The sequence below is a fragment of the Citrobacter sp. KTE151 genome (genome assembly GCF_000398845.1).
In the GTDB taxonomy this organism is placed as follows: Bacteria; Pseudomonadota; Gammaproteobacteria; order Enterobacterales; family Enterobacteriaceae; genus Citrobacter; species Citrobacter braakii.
In genome coordinates this window covers 1,258,219-1,276,757 of sequence record NZ_KB976063.1, presented here as the reverse complement: position 1 = coordinate 1,276,757, position 18,539 = coordinate 1,258,219, and the positions used below count along the sequence as shown (strand labels likewise).

At 54.9% G+C, this 18,539-nt stretch carries 18 protein-coding genes; 9 read left to right on the top strand and 9 right to left on the bottom strand.

Translation table 11 applies throughout. From position 1 onward, the window contains the following. The first annotated feature begins 52 nt into the window (after window positions 1-52). Window positions 53-883 (top strand): ammonia-dependent NAD(+) synthetase, encoded by an 831-nt coding sequence (nadE, locus tag WC7_RS15315; protein WP_016152852.1) that lies wholly within the window; start codon window positions 53-55, stop codon window positions 881-883. A 132-nt stretch (window positions 884-1,015) separates the two neighbouring features. Continuing rightward, window positions 1,016-1,903: an excinuclease Cho gene (gene cho / locus WC7_RS15320; protein ID WP_016152851.1), complete on the top strand. Its 888-nt coding sequence runs from the start codon at window positions 1,016-1,018 to the stop codon at window positions 1,901-1,903. Here cho and ves read toward each other — a convergent pair. From ves to WC7_RS15355, 7 genes are all read right to left on the bottom strand, one after another. Next, window positions 1,863-2,438, bottom strand: a complete 576-nt coding sequence (gene ves / locus WC7_RS15325; protein WP_016152850.1) for an environmental stress-induced protein Ves — start codon at window positions 2,436-2,438, stop codon at window positions 1,863-1,865. The two genes, cho and ves, sit on opposite strands and share 41 nt — an antisense overlap. Window positions 2,439-2,789: 351 nt before the next feature. Further along, window positions 2,790-3,275, bottom strand: coding sequence for an ATP-independent periplasmic protein-refolding chaperone Spy (gene spy, locus WC7_RS15330; protein WP_003030629.1), 486 nt, complete (start codon window positions 3,273-3,275; stop codon window positions 2,790-2,792). A 349-nt stretch (window positions 3,276-3,624) separates the two neighbouring features. Next, complete coding sequence (astE, locus tag WC7_RS15335; RefSeq protein WP_016152849.1) at window positions 3,625-4,590, bottom strand: succinylglutamate desuccinylase; 966 nt, start codon at window positions 4,588-4,590, stop codon at window positions 3,625-3,627. Then, the gene (astB, locus tag WC7_RS15340) at window positions 4,583-5,926 is read right to left on the bottom strand and encodes an N-succinylarginine dihydrolase (RefSeq protein WP_016152848.1); all 1,344 of its coding nucleotides are present in this window, start codon (window positions 5,924-5,926) and stop codon (window positions 4,583-4,585) included. Before astB ends, astE begins: the two co-directional genes overlap by 8 nt. Then, window positions 5,923-7,401, bottom strand: coding sequence for a succinylglutamate-semialdehyde dehydrogenase (astD, locus tag WC7_RS15345; protein ID WP_016152847.1), 1,479 nt, complete (start codon window positions 7,399-7,401; stop codon window positions 5,923-5,925). The genes astB and astD overlap by 4 nt, the downstream gene beginning before the upstream one ends. Beyond that, the gene (gene astA, locus WC7_RS15350; protein WP_016152846.1) at window positions 7,398-8,432 is read right to left on the bottom strand and encodes an arginine N-succinyltransferase; all 1,035 of its coding nucleotides are present in this window, start codon (window positions 8,430-8,432) and stop codon (window positions 7,398-7,400) included. The genes astD and astA overlap by 4 nt, the downstream gene beginning before the upstream one ends. After that, window positions 8,429-9,649: a succinylornithine/acetylornithine transaminase gene (locus WC7_RS15355; RefSeq protein ID WP_016152845.1), complete on the bottom strand. Its 1,221-nt coding sequence runs from the start codon at window positions 9,647-9,649 to the stop codon at window positions 8,429-8,431. Before WC7_RS15355 ends, astA begins: the two co-directional genes overlap by 4 nt. 444 nt (window positions 9,650-10,093) lie before the next feature. On the opposite strand from WC7_RS15355, the gene xthA reads away from it, so the two are divergent. The 7 genes from xthA (at window position 10,094) to WC7_RS15390 (ending at window position 17,223) form a co-directional block, all read left to right on the top strand. Beyond that, complete coding sequence (gene xthA, locus WC7_RS15360) at window positions 10,094-10,900, top strand: exodeoxyribonuclease III (protein ID WP_016152844.1); 807 nt, start codon at window positions 10,094-10,096, stop codon at window positions 10,898-10,900. Window positions 10,901-11,123: 223 nt separating this feature from the next. After that, window positions 11,124-11,780 carry a TVP38/TMEM64 family protein gene (locus tag WC7_RS15365; RefSeq protein ID WP_016152843.1) on the top strand — a complete coding sequence of 219 codons (657 nt, stop codon included), beginning with the start codon at window positions 11,124-11,126 and terminating at the stop codon, window positions 11,778-11,780. Then, on the top strand, window positions 11,777-12,487 hold the full coding sequence (locus tag WC7_RS15370; protein WP_016152842.1) for a TVP38/TMEM64 family protein: 711 nt from the start codon (window positions 11,777-11,779) through the stop codon (window positions 12,485-12,487). Before WC7_RS15365 ends, WC7_RS15370 begins: the two co-directional genes overlap by 4 nt. Before the next feature lie 32 nt (window positions 12,488-12,519). Beyond that, the gene (locus WC7_RS15375) at window positions 12,520-13,689 is read left to right on the top strand and encodes an ABC transporter substrate-binding protein (protein WP_016152841.1); all 1,170 of its coding nucleotides are present in this window, start codon (window positions 12,520-12,522) and stop codon (window positions 13,687-13,689) included. Next, window positions 13,662-15,197: an ABC transporter permease family protein gene (locus tag WC7_RS15380; protein WP_016152840.1), complete on the top strand. Its 1,536-nt coding sequence runs from the start codon at window positions 13,662-13,664 to the stop codon at window positions 15,195-15,197. Before WC7_RS15375 ends, WC7_RS15380 begins: the two co-directional genes overlap by 28 nt. Continuing rightward, window positions 15,197-15,829: an ATP-binding cassette domain-containing protein gene (locus WC7_RS15385; RefSeq protein ID WP_016152839.1), complete on the top strand. Its 633-nt coding sequence runs from the start codon at window positions 15,197-15,199 to the stop codon at window positions 15,827-15,829. The genes WC7_RS15380 and WC7_RS15385 overlap by 1 nt, the downstream gene beginning before the upstream one ends. Window positions 15,830-15,915: 86 nt before the next feature. After that, window positions 15,916-17,223 (top strand): sulfurtransferase, encoded by a 1,308-nt coding sequence (locus WC7_RS15390; protein WP_032947087.1) that lies wholly within the window; start codon window positions 15,916-15,918, stop codon window positions 17,221-17,223. A 100-nt stretch (window positions 17,224-17,323) separates the two neighbouring features. Here WC7_RS15390 and WC7_RS15395 read toward each other — a convergent pair whose 3' ends face one another. Together WC7_RS15395 and WC7_RS15400 are read right to left on the bottom strand one after the other, a co-directional pair. After that, window positions 17,324-17,947, bottom strand: coding sequence for a CDP-alcohol phosphatidyltransferase family protein (locus WC7_RS15395; protein ID WP_016152837.1), 624 nt, complete (start codon window positions 17,945-17,947; stop codon window positions 17,324-17,326). After that, window positions 17,940-18,509: a carboxymuconolactone decarboxylase family protein gene (locus tag WC7_RS15400; protein WP_016152836.1), complete on the bottom strand. Its 570-nt coding sequence runs from the start codon at window positions 18,507-18,509 to the stop codon at window positions 17,940-17,942. Before WC7_RS15400 ends, WC7_RS15395 begins: the two co-directional genes overlap by 8 nt. Window positions 18,510-18,539: the final 30 nt, after the last annotated feature.

Below are 18,539 nucleotides of genomic sequence, written 5' to 3'. Positions count from 1 at the left end.
TTAGCTTTAACACATCATTTTTTTGATCATTTTATTTTTCGGAGGGGGTTAAATGACTCTGCAGCAAGAGATAATCCAGGCGCTTGGCGCAAAACCGCACATCGATGCAGAAGAAGAAATTCGCCGCAGCGTGGATTTCCTGAAATCGTATCTGCAGACCTACCCCTTTCTGAAATCGCTGGTGTTGGGAATTAGCGGCGGACAGGACTCAACGCTCGCGGGAAAACTGTGCCAGATGGCGATCACCGAGCTGCGAAAAGAAACGGGTAATGACGCACTGCAGTTTATTGCCGTACGCCTACCGTATGGCGTTCAGGCCGATGAGCAGGACTGCCAGGATGCCATCGCCTTTATTCAACCGGACCGCGTACTGACCGTCAATATTAAGGGCGCGGTGCTGGCCAGCGAGCAGGCCCTGCGTGAAGCGGGTATCGAACTGAGCGATTTTGTGCGCGGCAATGAAAAAGCCCGTGAACGTATGAAGGCACAATACAGTATCGCCGGCATGACCAGCGGGGTTGTCGTGGGTACCGATCATGCTGCAGAAGCCATCACCGGATTTTTCACTAAGTACGGTGATGGCGGTACCGACATTAACCCACTATTTCGTCTGAACAAGCGCCAGGGCAAACAACTGCTCGCCGCGCTGGGGTGCCCGGAGCACTTATATAAGAAAGCACCAACTGCCGACCTCGAGGACGATCGTCCTTCTCTGCCGGATGAAGCCGCACTGGGCGTCACTTACGACAACATCGACGACTATCTGGAAGGAAAAACGCTGGATGCCGACGTCGCGAAAAAAATTGAAGGCTGGTACGTGAAAACTGAGCATAAACGTCGCACCCCGATCACCGTGTTTGATAATTTCTGGAAAAAAGCGTAATCCTTTCCCTTCAAAATGCCGGGTAGCGCCAGGATTGGCACTATCTGGCATTAGCCTGCTGAATCTCATGCCGCTTTTTTAATCGCCCTCAAACTGCTACACTGGATGAATAACCAGCATCTGGAGTCAACAGTGGTACAGCGTCAATCAGCCCCTCGTCTGACATTTGAGGCAGCGGCAATCTATGAATATCCCGAGCATTTGCGCCCGTTTTTGAGTGCGCTTCCCACCGCGCCAGGCGTCTATCTGTTTCACAGTGATAGCGACACCATGCCGCTTTATATTGGTAAAAGTGTCAATATTCGCAGCCGTGTGCTGGCGCATCTGCGTACCGCAGACGAAGCGAGTATGCTGCGTCAGGCCAGGCGCATTAGCTGGATTTGTACGGCCGGAGAAATTGGCGCCCTGCTGCTGGAAGCGCGGCTTATCAAAGAACAGCAGCCCCTGTTTAACAAACGGCTGCGACGCAATCGCCAGCTGTGTGCCTTGCAGCTTACCGACCGAACGGTTCAGGTGGTTTACGCACGAGATATTGATTTCTCCCACGCCCCCAATCTGTTTGGCCTGTTTGCCAACCGCCGCGCAGCGCTACAGACGCTGCAAAGCCTCGCCGATGAACAACAGCTATGCTACGGCCTGTTGGGGCTGGAACCCCTCAGCCACGGGCGCGCCTGTTTTCGCTCCGCGCTTAAACGCTGCGCCGGAGCCTGCTGCGGGAAAGAAAGCCCTGAAGCACATTATTTGCGTCTGGTAGAAGCCCTGGAAAGAGTGCGCGTAATCTGCTGGCCGTGGAGCAATGCCATTGCGCTGCAGGAAACCCGCGCTGAAATGACGCAGTACCATATCATCAATAACTGGCTGTGGCTGGGAGCCGTTTCAACGCTGGATGAGGCAGCTACACTGGCGCGAATGCCGGCCGGCTTTGATCAAGATGGCTACAAAATTCTCTGCCGGCCTATTCTGTCTGGTCAATATGACATTATTGAACTGAGTCCGGAGAATGCCCCGGCATCCAGTTAATCTCGCTGAACAGCAGTTTCCCCTCGCGCTCCAGCAGTCGTAACGTGTGTTTACCGTCGTGCCAGCTTGCACCCTGATCGACGGTCAACAACTTATCACCCAGTTGCCAGGCTCCGCTGATAACAAACACCACGCCGCCGCGCGAACCAAAAGTCGTAAAGGTGCGATCGGCAACTCTGACTTTTGCCTGGCAGACATCCCGTCGGGTCATGATATTAAAATCCATCGACATCTGCCCTTCCGTCAGCTTCGCTTTTACCACCTTGTCACCGGCAAAGGTAAAAGGCTGATGCTGTTTCAGGGTATGCGTGAAAGTGTTCGGCTCTTCCAGCGTCACTTCTCCGCCTTCCAGCAGGGTAATCACGCGTTCTACGCCGGGAAAAAGAGAAAACTCCCCATTCGCTGCGATGGAGGCGATACTCGCCCGCCAGTGAAAATCTCGTGTTGCTGGCGGAAAACAGCAAATCTCACGCGTTTCTCCCGCACCATTTCGCCACAGATTGACCGGCATTTTGCGGATATCAAAGTATTCCATCATCCCTCCAGAAAGGCGCAGCACGGCAGCCCACCGTAAACAGGCAGCCATAAATCATCATTGTTATGTTCACCCTGCAGATTATTGTTATCGGCAGCAGAGTTGATTTGCCTTAGCGATGAACCCGGTGTTTTGCAAAAAAGAACAACGCGCCCTCCAGGTGGAATTTTCGCGGGCTTCAGGAGAATAACGTGTCACAAGCGCGGTGCAAGAGGCAGCAAAGAAAAAACCGCCGATCCTGCCCACCTCGTTAAACGTGTTGTGGACAAGAGCGGCGGTCTTGAGTTTGGTTTCACACTGTGCGGCAATTAGCACACACAGCGTGAATGATATAGTGTAGACGCTGAACGATTACTCAGCAGCTTGCGGCATTTTACCCTTCTGCGCGGCACGTTCTGTCAGACGCTTCTCAAAATTGGCATTAAACTGCTTTTTCTGTTCCGGGGTCAGAATGTTGTAAATCTTGTTCTGGGTTTCCATATGCGCCAGCATGTTGGCTTTGCGCTGTTCTTCCATCTTCGCAATCTGCGCTTCCGCTTTCGCTTTATCGAAGCTATCGCTGGCGATGATGTCGTGCATTGCGCGGCGCTCTTCCAGCGGCGGTCGTTTCATCTGATCGCGCTGACCTTTCATGATCTCGCGAATCTGCTGTTTCTGCGCATCGGTCAGGTTCAGGTCTTTAAACATCATGTCATGATGCGGGGCAAACTTACCGTTGTGGTGCATCATTGGTTTGGCATCAGCTGGCGCAGCTGTTGTCGTGTCAGCGGCGTGGGCCAGGTTAGCAGCGCCCAGCGCCAGGGTAGAGGCAACAAACAGAGCAGTCAGTTTACGCATAATTTCTATCCTTTCTTTCAGTTATTTTTACGACACTCATGCGACTCTTATGCAATGTGATGTCGTGTTGACGAGATTAACTTTACCGGCTTAAGCGTCAATTAATCAGAGCAACGGTAAAACAATGAAAGTGTAAAAAACAAACTTTCATCAATTATGGAGAAAAAAAGAATAAATTGCGCAGAGTTGCAATGAAAAATTACAACGGGATGATTTTGAAGGGATTATGAAGAACTATACCTCATCCCTGATTATTAAGAAAGCAATTCACCAGGAATAATCCGTAATAAATAAAAACAGCACGTAAAAATAAGCCCTTAGGGATAAACCAAAAGGGCATATATATTTGTCATAATTTTTCGAGCATCAATCCGGCACGTAAACCACAGGCCACGTTTGGATTTGGAAAAAGAACGTATTCAACATCATGGGTGACGGTAAAACGTTCATCACCGTCCTGCGCCAGCAAGGTGCCCTCTGTAAAAGGGGTAAAATTGAGCGTCTGGTTATCCATGTGAAGAATGAAATCGTCGCTACGCCGCGTGATTTGCGACACCACGCGGTAACGCAGCGGAGATGTTTCTCCCGGTGACATTCGCTCGCCCTGCAGCAGCTTCGCCAGCGCATCTGCCGTCTGCGCAAACTGAGTCAGATCGTTTTGTCCAAACGGCAGCGCTTTACCCAGTTCCAGCGTGCAGGCCAGCGCGCCAAAATGTTCAGCGCTAAAATGGGTGAACGTGCCGCCAGGTGTCTGATGGAAAACCAGCGCCTCCAGCCCTGCCTCTCCCAGCCATCCCAAAAAATCTTCGTCCCAGGCAACGTTGCGTTGTGGCAACACGCCAAAGCGCAGATGCTGCGAGCCGCGAATCGCGGTGTGCAGATCCAGATGCCAGCGGACTGGCTCTTTCGCCCGCGAATAAAAATCCTCCAGACACAGCTCAAGCTGATGGGCTCGGTGCGTTTCTTCGCTCGCGGCAAAAATCTGCCAACGGCCGCCAAACATACGGTTCAGGTCGCTATGACAATAACGTTGTCCCGCCGCCAGCGCCTGCGGGTTCCCCAGAATCACCAGCAGCCGCCATGTGAGCGTTAGTTCACCGCTAAACAGCCTGGAGAGAATTGAATCAAGTATCTCTACCGGGGCCGTTTCATTACCGTGGATCCCCGCAGACAGCACCAGCGAATATTCCGCCGGAGCGACCGGCGTCAGCTCCAGAATTCCGTGACCAATCCACTGCCAGGAAAAGCCGCGAGCTGTACCCTCGATTGTCTCGGGGGTTATCCCTGCCAGCGTCTGGGCCAGAAAATTATCCATGGCGGGTCTTCTCCTGCTGGAAGGGATACACAGAGCCGAGGTTGAGCAATTGCGTCAACGTATCCAGCGCTTCACGCCCCTCACGCAACAGCTGCGGGTCGGCAAGGTCGGCGGCGGTAAGACGATCGCGATAGTAACGGTCGATCCAATTATTCAGCGTGTTAAACAGATTATCGTTCATGATAACCGCCGGATTTACGGCCTGCAGCTCCTGTGGCGTAAGCACCACTCTCAGGCGCAGACATGCCGGACCGCCGCCGTTGGACATACTTTCACGCAGATCGAATACCTGCAGGTCATCGATCGGATTGTCTTCCTCGAGCAGACGGTTCAAATACCGCCACACGCCCGCATGCTCCCGACACTCCTGCGGCAGGACCAGCATCATCGAACCGTCATCACGGCTCAGTAACTGGCTGTTAAACAGATAGGTAGTCACCGCATCCTGCAACGACACTTCCGCAGCCGGGACTTCCAGCGGGGTAAAACCTGCCACCTGACTGCGTAACTGCTCGAACAACGCCTGCTGTCTGACAAACGCCAGCTGATGACAAAACAGTACCTGGCGATTCGACACCGCAATCACATCGTTATGAAACACGCCAAGATCGATAACGTCCGGGTTTTGCTGGGCAAAAATGCGCTGATGCGGGTTAACCTGATTCAGTCGGGCGACCGCCTCGCTGGCCTCACGGGATTGCCTCGCCGGATAGCGCTTCGGATGGGACACATTCCCTTCTTCACGACCGTAAACAAACAGCTGTACGCCAGGGTCGCCGTAATCCCCACTGAGGCGGTTATGGTTTGCCGCACCTTCATCACCGAATAGCGCAACCTGGGGTAACGCGCCGTGGACCGTAAAACTATTCTCATCACGGAAAATCGCCCGTAACAACGCTTCGGTGGTCGGCGCTTCCAGCGAACGGTGAAACTTATTATTCAGATTCGCCACCGTCAGATGCACTTTCCCGTCCAGCGCATCGGCTGAAGGGCAGACCGTTGCCGCATTCGCCACCCACATAGACGATGCGGAGCTGGCGCTGGAGAGCCAGTGAGGCGCCTGACGCGCCACGTTCTCCAGTATCTGTTCGTCGCGGCCGGTAAAGCCCAACTGACGCAGCACCGGAATATACGGCCGCTCATGAGGCGGGATCACCGCCTGGGGAAATCCCGCATCCGCCAGCGCTTTCATCTTTAGCAGACCCTGCTTCGCCGCCAGACGCGGGTTCGATACCTGAAAACGATGTTTGGTTGAGGCCTCATTACCAAATGACAGCCCCGCATAGTGGTGGGTCAGCCCCACCAGACCATCAAAATTTACCTCACGGGCTTTCATAGCTTATCCTCGCGAGAAAAATCCAGGCCGGGGCTAAGCGTCGTTGGCAGCGTTAAGGCCGGTGATTCCAGACTTGCCATCGGCCAGGCGCAATAATCTGCAGCATACCACGCGCTGGCGCGATGGTTCCCGGATGCGCCAACGCCGCCAAACGGCGCTGTACTCGCCGCGCCGGTTAACGGCTTATTCCAGTTGACGATCCCGGCCCGCGCCTCGAGCAGCAGTTGATCAAACTGGCTGCGATCGGGGGAAACCAACCCACACGACAATCCAAAGCGGGTGTTGTTCGCCATACGAATTGCGTCATCAAAGCTGTCATAACGCCAGACGCCAAGCAGCGGTCCAAAGACCTCTTCATCGGGTACGTTCGCCGCCCCGGTCAGTTCGATGATCCCTGGGGTGAGCAGTGACGTTCCGGCTTGCACCAGACGTGGCGCTAACAGCGTCCGGCCCCCTAACGATTCCAGACGCTGCCAGGCATCATAGACATGCCGCGCGGCCTGTTCGGAAATCAGCCCGCCAATAAATGGCTGCGGTTCTGCGTCCCAGTTGCCGGGCATTAAACGCTGGCTAACGTCCACCAGGCGCGTCAGGAACGCATCCCCCTGCGCGCCTTTTTTAACTAACAGGCGACGGGCGCAGGTACAACGCTGTCCGGCGGTGACAAACGCGGATTGAATAGTCAGATGCACTGCGGCATCAATATCTTCCGGGTTCTCAATAATCAGCGGGTTGTTGCCCCCCATCTCCAGAGCAAGGATTTTTTCCGGCTGGCCGGATAGCTGTCGATGCAGTTGATAACCCGTATTGGCACTGCCGGTAAACAGCAGGCCATCGAGATCGTCCTGCGCGCTCAGCGCCTGCCCCGCATCGCGACCGCCCTGCACCAGGTTCAGCACACCCGGCGGCAATCCCGCCTGCTCCCACAGCTTTGTTACGGCTTCACCGGTCCACGGCGTCAGCTCGCTGGGTTTGAAAATCAATGTGTTGCCTGCCAGCAGTGCCGGAACAATATGACCATTGGGTAAATGGCCGGGGAAGTTATACGGGCCAAAAACCGCCAGCACGCCGTGCGGGCGATGGCGCAACGTCGCTGCGCCATCCGGTAATTCGCTGTGATGCTCTCCGGTACGCGCATGCCAAGCTTTCACGGAGATGGCAATTTTATTGATCATCGCCGTCAGTTCTGTAGCGGCTTCCCAACGGGGTTTGCCGGTTTCCCGGGCGATAATCTGTGTGAGTTCGGCTTTATTGCTTTCCAGCAATGAGGCAAATTTTTCAACAATGGCCTGGCGTGCGCCAAAGGGCTGTTTAGCCCAACTGGCAAAGGCTGCGCGCGCGGCCCGGCACGCCTGCGCTACCTGGGCTGCATCGGCATCATTGCCCTGCCACAGTACATCACCGCTTACGGGATTGGTTTTCACCCGACGCTCGCCCAGCCCCGTCACCCAGTCGCCGTTTATCCATAATGTCATGCTGTTTTCTCCTCTGCACAAAGACGCACAAAACGTACATGGTCGCCCGCGTGACATTTCAGGGCGTCCAGTTGCGCCGCCGTCAGCACCAGACGCTGAGTATCCGGGTCGGCACGAACCAACATGACGCGGAAATTTTGATAATTTTCATTGGCAACCAGACAAGCAGGATAGTCGCCCGGCGCAGGCTGCCCTTCAGCCACCTCCACCAGCCTGCTTTTACGGATAGCCCGTACCCGGTCAATATCGCATTCCAGGGTCGGTCCGCCGTCGAAAATATCGACGTAGTTGCGGTAGCGAAATCCTTCTTTCTCCAGCACCGCCCGCGCAGGAGCCGTTTGCGGATGCACCTGACCAATCACGCTTTGCGCTTCGTCAGACAGGAAATGGGTATAAATCGGATGCTTAGGCATCAGTTCAGCAATAAAGGCTTTTTGCCCGGTTCCGCAGAGAAAATCCGCCCGGCTGAACTCCATTGAGAAAAAACGTTTGCCGAGGCTTTGCCAAAACGGAGAGTAGCCGTGTTCATCGATCACGCCGCGCATCTCGGCCACGACCTTCTCATTGAACCGGTCACGAAAGGCCGCCATAAACATAAAGCGCGACTTCGACAACAAATAGCCGTTGCCTTCTTTACGCCAGTCCGGATCGAGAAACAGAGAACAAAGTTCGCTACTGCCCGTGTGATCGTTACTCAGAAACAGCGTCGGCAGCGCGTTATACACGTTCAGCTCTTTCGAGGCGTGCACCAGAGTACCGACCCGGTAGTTGTACCAGGGATCGTTAAGCCCCACCGCCACCTCAATGGCGCAAATCCCTGCCACGGTTCCGCTGGCGCTGTCTTCAAGCACAAACACATATCCCTGCTCACTTTTGGGCAACTCACCGCGCCAGGTTTGTAGCGAACGTTCGATACGCGCCATCAGCGTAGCTTCATTCGCCGGTAGCGAGGTCAACCCGCCGCCGGTCTTACTGGCAAGCTGCATCAGCGCCGTGATATCAGCACGTTCAATGGGACGAATCACCATCATGATGAACCTCCTGCTTTAATGCGTTCGCAGGCCAGCGCAAAGCGATCCAGTCCGGTGGCGATTTCTTCTTCGCTAACGTTTAACGCTGGCGCAAACCGCACCACATTAGCGCCAGCAATCAGCACCATCACTCCGGCAACGGCCGCTTCTTGCGAGATGAGTTTTGCTTTCCCGGCAAATTCCGCGTTCAGCACACAGCCAATCAGCAGTCCGAGTCCACGAATTTCACTAAACAGTCCAAAACGTTCGTTAATGGCGTTAATACGCTCCACAAACCAGTCGTGACGCTGTTTCACTCCGTTAAGCACTTCCGGCGTGTTAACAATTTCCAGCAGTTTTCCCGCCACCGCAGTGGCCAGCGGGTTTCCGCCGTAGGTTGTACCGTGCGTACCGACCGTCATCACACTGGCGCAACGCTCTGTCGCCAGCAGTGCGCCGATGGGAAAACCGCCGCCCAGCGCTTTCGCTGTCGTCAGCAGGTCCGGCGTAACGCCGTAGTGCATGTAGGCATACAGTTCGCCGGTACGACCAACTCCGGTCTGAACTTCATCAAAAATCAACAGCGCATTATGGTGATCGCATAATTCACGCAGCCCCTGCAAAAAGGCGTTTGTTGCCGGCACTACGCCGCCTTCCCCCTGGACCGGCTCCACAATAACCGCACAGGTGTTGTCATCAATCAGTTGGCTGGCAGAGTCGAGATCGTTATACACCGCATGGCGGATATCCGGCGGCAGCGGCGCGAAGTCCTGTGAATAGGCGGGCTGTCCTCCGGCGCTGACGGTAAACAGCGTGCGACCATGGAAAGCATTTTTAAACGCCACAATGCCGCTCTTCTGGCTACCAAAACGATCGTGGGCATATTTACGTGCCAATTTTAATGCCGCTTCGTTAGCTTCTGCGCCAGAGTTACAGAAGAAAATACGCTCGGCAAAAGTGGCATCAATCAGCTTTTTCGCCAGGCGCAGCACCGGCTCGTTGGTGTAGCCATTTCCCGTATGCCAGAATTTGCTCGCCTGGTCGTTTAATGCCTCGCGCAATGCCGGATGTGCATGACCCAGCGCGTTAACCGCAATGCCTCCCGCGAAATCGATATACTCTTTACCCTGCTGATCCCACAGACGTGAACCTTCGCCACGCACCGGAATAAAAGGGGCCGGAGCGTATACGGGCATCATCCATTCATCAAAATTTTCACGCGTAATTGACAGAGACATAGCGACCTCAACGGTAAATAAAAGGTTATCTATATGTTAATAAATATAGTGTTTGCGGTGTAAATGTAGATTGCAGGCTTCGTGCCAGCCAGCGAAAAAAGTGCATAAACGGAGGGCGGTGACGGAATATCAACGAGTTACAACCTGACGATATTCACTGTATGTGCATATAAAGTGAATATGTTTGCGTACCAGATGACTAAACAGAGGAAAAAACGCAATTTTATTCAGTCGCCAAATATAATTCTGGAATTGTGATCGTATACGAAATTTATCGGAAATTATTGCTCTATTCCGACGCGCTACGCGCCAAAACGGTGCAGTTTTTGCTCCATCGTTAACACCATTAGCAATCATTGTTGGAATCAGGTGACAAGAAGCAGTCAGCCTGCAGAAATTCTGCTACCATCCTTGCACTATTCATCTTGCAAAGTGGCAGCGACTATGAAATTTGTCTCTTTTAATATCAACGGCCTGCGTGCCCGTCCCCATCAACTGGCAGCCATTGTCGAAAAACACCAACCGGATGTTATTGGCTTACAGGAGACAAAAGTCCACGACGATATGTTCCCTCTCGAAGAGGTAGCAAAGCTGGGTTATAACGTCTTTTATCACGGTCAGAAAGGCCACTACGGCGTAGCACTATTAACGAAAGAAACGCCGATTGCGGTGCGTCGTGGCTTCCCGGGTGATGACGAAGAAGCGCAGCGTCGTATCATCATGGCGGAAATTCCGTCGCCTCTGGGCAGCATCACGGTGATTAACGGCTATTTCCCGCAGGGCGAAAGCCGTGACCATGAAACCAAGTTCCCGGCCAAAGCCGCGTTTTATCAGAACCTACAAAACTACCTGGAGACTGAACTGAAGCGCGACAATCCGGTATTGATCATGGGCGATATGAATATCAGCCCAACCGACCTCGATATCGGTATTGGCGAAGAGAACCGTAAACGCTGGCTGCGTACCGGCAAATGTTCCTTCCTGCCAGAAGAGCGCGAGTGGATGGAGCGTCTGCTGGGCTGGGGCCTGGTAGATACCTACCGTCACGCCTGGCCTGAAAAGAACGACCAGTTCTCGTGGTTTGATTACCGCTCAAAAGGCTTTGATGATAACCGTGGCCTGCGTATCGATCTGCTGCTGGCGAGCAAACCGCTGGCGGAGCGCTGCGAAGAAACCGGCATCGACTATGAAATCCGCAGCATGGAAAAGCCGTCCGACCATGCGCCTGTATGGGCTAAATTCCGCGTCTGATCGTCTGCGTATTTTCACTCTCCGGGCCTGGCCTGGAGAGTCTGTTTATTCTGTGCAAAATCAATAAAGCCACGGTAATACATTGTTGCGGCCGGAAATTTATTATATCTTCGCGCGCACTTTTCGCTGACGAAAACGCTACATTGCATTCGGTTTTACAGGAGACCCCCCATGAAAAAGAAGTTCGCATAACGCAGAATACCGGCTGCTAGTTGTTGCGGTATTGTTCTGCGTTCTGGCGGGAGTTTTCCATCATTACGGTCTGACCGATCTGATCACCAATTTCCATCATTTACAAGATGTCATCCGCCAAAGCGGCCTGTTCGGCTATACCCTTTATATCCTGCTGTTTATAGTTGCCGCGCTGTGTCTGATCCCTGGCAGCATCCTGGTGATCGTCGGCGGTGTGCTGTTTGGCCCGGTGACAGGGACGCTTATCTCGTTAGTGGCGGCAACCACGGCTTCGGCGCTGTCGTTTATGCTGGCTCGCTGGCTTGGGCGGGAATTACTGTTGAAATACGTTGGCCATACGGCAACGTTTCAGGCTATCGAAAAAGGCATTGCCCATAGCGGAGTAGACTTTCTGATCCTGACCCGGCTCGTGCCACTGTTCCCCTATAACATTCAAAACTATGCCTATGGGCTGACGGCCATTCCGTTCTGGTCATTTACCGTGATATCTGCGCTAACCACCTTGCCCGGCATCTTTATCTATACGCTGATGTCGCACGAACTGGCCAGCGAAGGGATTAGCTGGGCATTTATCGGTAAGCTCAGCGTTGCGGGGCTGGCGCTATTCGTCCTCGTTCAGGCAGCCAAAGCCTGGGCGCGGCATAAACATGTCGATCCGGCGCCCGGTCACGAGTACGCGGGTAAATGATCAAGATGAATAAAGCGCGGCGGACACGCTATTACCGTATAAGCTTGCTTGCCCTGCTGCTGCTCGCCCTGATGGCGTGGGCGTGGATACCTGGCGTGAGTGATTTTCTTCACGCCAGCCTGGCGGCATTTACCACGCTCGATCAGCATGCTCTTGAGAACTTCATTCGTTCTTACGGAACCCAGGCGGCGGTCGTGTCGTTCTTCCTGATGATCTTACAGGCCATCGTCGCGCCGCTTCCCGCCTTTGTGATCACCTTTGCCAACGCCTCGCTGTTTGGCGCATTTTGTGGCGGCGTACTGTCCTGGAGCAGCGCGATGGCAGGCGCGGCGCTGTGCTTTTTTATTGCCCGCGTTTTAGGTCGCAGCGCGGTGGAAAAACTGACCGGAAAAACGGTGCTGAACAACATGGACACTTTTTTCGAGCGCTATGGCAAGCACACAATTCTTGTCTGTCGCCTGTTACCTTTTGTGCCGTTCGACCCGGTAAGCTACGCAGCAGGCCTGACCTCGATTCGTTTTCGCCATTTCTTCATCGCCACCGGCATCGGTCAGTTACCGGCCACTATCGTCTATTCATGGGCTGGTAGCCTGTTAACCGGCGGCACATTTTGGTTTGTTACCGGCCTGTTCATCCTGTTCGCTCTGAGCGTGGTGATTGCCGTGGCCAGAAGCCTTTATCTTGAGCATCAACGGAAAAAGACCTGAGTCTTTCCCCCATTTTTAGCAATGGAGATATTATGCGTTACTGCTTATTGTGCCTGAGTTTGCTGCTCTCTCCGCTGGCGGCTTTCGCCGAGGACGCCAGTTGGCAGCAAATCAAAAATGACGCCCGCGGTCAGACGGTGTGGTTCAACGCCTGGGGTGGCGACAACGCAGTTAACCAGTATCTCGACTGGGTTAGCGGCGAGATGAAAACGCACTATGCCATTAACCTGAAAATCGTACGCCTGGCGGATGCCGCCGACGCCGTAAAACGTATCCAGACGGAAGCGGCATCCGGGCGAAAAACCGGTGGCTCGGTCGATTTACTGTGGGTGAACGGCGAAAATTTCCGCACGCTGAAAGAAGCCGGGCTGCTACAGACCCAGTGGGCGCAAACGCTGCCTAACTGGCGCTATGTTGATACCCAGAAACCGGTGAATGAAGACTTTTCCATTCCAACGGAGGGGGCTGAATCACCGTGGGGCGGCGCACAGCTTACATTTATTGCCAGGCACGATCTCACCGCGCAGCCGCCGCAATCCCCGCAGGCACTGCTTGAGTTTGCCCAGGCGCACCCTGGCACGGTGACCTATCCGCGTCCGCCAGACTTTACCGGAACGGCTTTTCTTGAGCAGTTGTTAATTTCGCTCACCAACAAGCCGCAGGCGCTGAAAATAGCACCCGATGCGTCCACATTCGCCGACGTTACCGCTCCATTGTGGCATTACCTTGATGCTTTGCATCCTGCCCTGTGGCGCGAAGGTAAAGATTTTCCGCCCACGCCCGCGCGAATGGATGCGCTGCTCAACGGTGGCACCCTGCGTTTATCAATGACCTTTAATCCTGCCCACGTGCAGCAAAAAGTGGCCAGCGGTGAATTACCCAAAAGCAGCTATAGTTTTGGTTTCTCACAGGGCATGCTCAGCAACGTGCATTTTGTCACCATTCCAGCGAATGCGCGTGCCAGCGCCGGAGCGAAAGTTGTGGCAAATTTCCTGCTTTCACCCGAAGCGCAGCTACGTAAAGCCGACCCGTCAGTCTGGGGAGATCCTTCGGTGCTTGATCCACAAAAATTGCCTGTCGACCAGCGTAATGCGCTGCTGGCGCGGATCCCACAAGGGCTCCCTGCCATGCTGCCAGAACCGCATGCTGCATGGGTAAACGCTCTGGAACAAGAATGGCTACGCCGCTACGGTACACATTAATTCTGCTACTCTGGGCCATCATGGCGGGCGTTTATCTGCCGCTGGCGCCAGCGGCTTTTTCTCTGATAACGCCGGCGCTGAACACCAGACACTGGCTGGCGCTATTTAGCGATCCTCAACTCCCGCAGGCGTTACTGGCAACGCTGGTTTCCGTAAGCCTCGCGGCTGGCGGCGCGCTGATCATCGCCCTGCTGGCGATCCTCGCCTTATGGCCCGGCGCAGGCTGGGCGCGTCTGTGCACGCGTCTTCCGTGGCTGCTGGCGATTCCACATGTTGCCTTCACCACCAGCGTGCTGCTGGTTTTTGCCGAAGGCGGCATGCTCTGGCAATGGCTCCCGTTCCTCAGCCCCCAGCCTGATCGCTACGGCATTGGGCTTGGCGTGACGCTGGCGGTAAAAGAGAGTGCCTTTTTGTTATGGATCCTCTCAGCTCTGCTGAGTGAAAAACAGCTTTCGCAGCAGGTTATCGTCCTGGATTCGCTGGGTTACAGCCGACTGCAATGCCTGAACTGGCTGGTTCTGCCCTCTCTCGCCCCCGCGTTAGGCAAAGCCATGCTGGCGATTGTCGCCTGGTCGCTCTCGGTAGTGGATGTAGCAATCGTCCTTGGTCCCGGAAACCCGCCAACGCTTGCCGTGTTGAGCTGGCAATGGCTCAGTCAGGGCGATGCCGAGCAACAGGCTAAAGGAGCACTCGCCAGCCTGCTGCTGGTACTGCTGCTACTCATCATCGCGCTGGCGGGGTATCTGCTCTGGCGCGCCTGGCAACGCACTATTCCCGCAGTAAACGGGGAACGCCTGCGTTTTTCATCCTGTACAATCGGCCGTTCGCTGGTACAACTTTTGCCCTTTGGCGGTGTGGTGTGCGCGCTGGTTCTGGCGCTGATCGCCAGCTATTCGTCGCTAAATAGCGAGGCGCTCAGCACTAGCCTGCAACTGGGGCTTCTCTCCAGCGTGCTGGCGCTGCTGATACTTTTTGCCTGGCTGGAATGGGGTCCACAAACCGGACACCGTTGGGTCTGGCTACCGCTCATTTTGCCTGCGCTGCCGCTGGTAACTGGACAGTATCTGTTGGCGTTATATGCCGGACAGGATGGGCTGATGATAACCATTGTCTGGGGACACCTGCTGTGGGTGATGCCATGGATGCTGTTTGTGCTCAAACCGGCGTGGCAACGCATTGACCCACGATTGATTTTGATTGCGCAAACGCTGGGTTGGACCCGGGGCCGCATATTCTGGCAGATAAAATGTCCGCAGCTGGCGCGCCCGGCGCTGGTTGCCTTCGCGGTAGGGTTCTCAGTCAGTATCGCCCAGTATATGCCGACGCTGTGGTTAGGCGCCGGGCGCTATCCCACGCTGACCACCGAAGCGGTGGCATTAAGCAGCGGCGGTAGCACCGCCATTCTGGCAACCCAGGCGCTATGGCAGCTTCTGTTACCGCTTATAATTTTCGCACTGGCGGCGTTTCTCGCTGCGTGGATTGGCCGCTTTCGACAAGGACTCCGCTAATGCTCACTGTACAAGGCGTTTCGTTGTACCAGGGTACGACAGCGCTACTGAAGGACGTTAATTTTCAGGTTAATAAAAGTGACATTGTCACCATTATGGGACCTTCCGGCAGCGGTAAGTCTTCGCTATTTTCGTGGATGATCGGGGCGTTGTCTCCTCAGTTTCAGGCGTCAGGCGAACTGTGGCTCAACGAACAGCGCGTAGACACACTGCCTACCGCGCAGCGCCAGATTGGCATTCTGTTTCAGGATGCGCTGCTGTTTGACCATTTCAGCGTTGGGCAGAATTTACTGCTGGCCTTACCCGCCAGCGTGCAAGGTCTCGCCAGACGCCATGAGGTGGAAAGCGCCCTCGCACGCGCGGGCCTGGCAGGATTTTATTCACGCGATCCGGCTTCGCTCTCCGGCGGGCAACGCTCGCGTGTCGCCCTGCTTCGCGCGCTGCTGGCGCAACCCCAGGCGCTGTTACTCGATGAACCCTTTAGCAGGCTGGATGCGTCGCTGCGCGATACCTTTCGCCAGTGGGTCTTCACCGAAGTACGTAAACTGGGTATTCCGGTGGTCCAGGTTACCCACGATGCGCAGGACGTTCCGCCAGCAGGTCGCGTATTACAGATGGAAAACTGGGCGTGAATGTGGCGATATGCTGCGTTAACGCAAGGTTTTTACTTAACTGGCGGCACAGAATGTCGTCCTCTTTTTCAACGTCGGGCTATTCGATGAAACGTGTTTCTCAAATGACCGCGCTGGCACTGGCTTTAGGGCTCGCTTGCGCTTCTTCCTGGGCTGCTGAAACAGCACAGACGCTCACCCTCAACCAGTTACAGCAAAAGCAAGGCGCGGCGATCGATACCCGTCAGAGCGCTTTTTACAACGGCTGGCCGCAATCGCTTAATGGTCCTTCAGGACACGAGCCTTCCGCACTGAACCTGTCTGCCGCCTGGCTCGACAAGATGAATGATGAACAACTCAGCGCCTGGGTTAAGGCACATCACCTGAAAACCGACGCGCCGGTGGCATTGTATGGCAGCGATACTGACATGCAGGCCGTCAAATCCCGCCTGCAGAAAGTCGGTTTTAACGCTATCTCAACCCTCAGCGATGCGCTTACGGACCCTGCCCGCCTGCAACGTCTGCCGCACTTCGAACAGTTGGTTTACCCGCAGTGGCTGCACGACCTTCAGCAGGGTAAAGAGGTGACCGCCAAACCGGCCGGTGACTGGAAAGTGATTGAAGCCGCCTGGGGCGCGCCGAAGTTGTATCTGCTCAGCCATATCCCTGGCGCGGGCTATATTGATACCAACGAAGTCGAAAGCGAACCGCTGTGGAATAAAGTGTCCGACGCGCAGCTCAAAGCGATGCTGGCGAAACACGGCATCCGCCACGACACCACGGTGATTTTATACGGCCGCGATGTCTACGCCGCCGCGCGCGTGGCACAAATTATGCTGTATGCAGGTGTGAAAGATGTTCGTCTGCTCGACGGCGGCTGGCAGACCTGGTCTGACTCAGGTTTACCGGTCGAACGCGGTACGGCACCAACGGTGAAGCCTGAACCTGATTTCGGCGTGACGATCCCTGCCCAACCGCAACTGATGCTGGATATGGAACAGGCTCGCGGTCTGCTGCATCGCCAGGATGCGTCTTTGGTGAGCATTCGTTCATGGCCGGAATTTATCGGTACGACCAGCGGCTATAGCTACATTAAGCCAAAAGGTGAGATCGCAGGGGCGCGTTGGGGCCATGCAGGCAGCGACTCCACCCACATGGAAGATTTCCATAACCCGGATGGCACCATGCGCAGCGCCGATGACATCACCGCCATGTGGAAGCAATGGAATATCCTGCCAGAGCAACAGGTCTCATTCTATTGTGGTACCGGCTGGCGTGCTTCGGAAACGTTTATGTATGCCCGCGCAATGGGCTGGAAAAACGTCTCCGTCTACGACGGCGGCTGGTATGAGTGGAGCAGCTCTCCGAAAAACCCGGTCACCAGCGGTGAACGGGGTCCAGACGCCAGCAAGTAAGATTGTCATTGTTGCCGGATGCAGCGAGAACGCTTTACCCAGCCTACATAAACCATCGTTGTAGGCCGAATAAGCGAAGCGCATCCGGCAACGCACTACGTTACGCCTGACGCTGGACCGCTTTCAGCGTCAGATATCCGCTCCAGATCCGGGTGAACGTCGTCATCCAGCACAGCGCGCCAAAGACCCACGCCATTACTGCAAAATATTCCGGTAACAGACATCCCAACACAAACAGCAAAATCGTCTCGGTTCCTTCGGTCAGTCCGCCCAGATAATAAAACGATTTATGCGCATAACCGGGGTTATCAATCTGATGCTTTGCCGCCAGCGCGGCGAAGGCCAGGAAGCTGCTGCCGGTGCCAATAAACGCGAACAACAGCCAACCGCCTGCCAGCGCATTTTGCGCCGGCGCAGCAAGAATAAAACCAAACGGCACTAAGGCGTAAAACAGAAAATCGAGCGAGATATCGAGAAATCCTCCCGCGTCCGTTAGCCCTCTGCGCCGTGCCAGCGCCCCATCCAGCCCGTCAAACAGCCGATTGAGTACAATGGCCACCAGCGCCGCCATATACCAGCCTAACGCCAGAAATGGCAACGCCAGCACGCCAATAGCAAAACCGACCAGCGTAAGTCCGTCCGGGGTAATCGCCGGTTGATCAATGATGCCCACGCAGCGATGCAAAAGCGGTTTTAATCGCGGATGAAGATGGCGGTCAAGCATTCGGGCGTCCTTTAAAACTGTCGCACAGTCCCTGGGAGGGAATATCGAGAGCGGCATTAAAACGCGCCGAGAGATTTTGAAACGCAATCAGCGCGGTCATTTCAGTAATGGCGTCATCGGTAAAATACTGCTTCATCTGCGCTTTCAGCGCATCGTCAACCTGTGGTGGCGTTGCGGTGACCGCATCAGCATAGGCCAGCCCTACACGTTCTTCTGCGCTAAATAGCGTCGATTCTTGCCAGTTGGCAACCTGTAAGACTTTATCCAGCGCGCCGCAGCGTTCAGCCAGCCGTAAACTGTTGGCGTCAACGCAGAAAGCGCAGTGGCACACCTGAGAAACGCGAGTCATCAACAGCGCGCGCATCACCGGCGACAGGCGCGCCTTTTTACGCTCCAGAAACCCGACAAACAGCGCCACCAGCCAGAACAGGAACGGCATCCGCCCCCACCAGCGCGTGGGATGCAGCACATCGCCATAATGTTTTTTCTGCGTAGCAACGAGCGGTTGCAAACTGGAAGGGATACGCGTTAACGGTTTTACCCACGACTGAGGATCGTTCAACGGTGGCTCCTGAATACTTTAGATAAAACA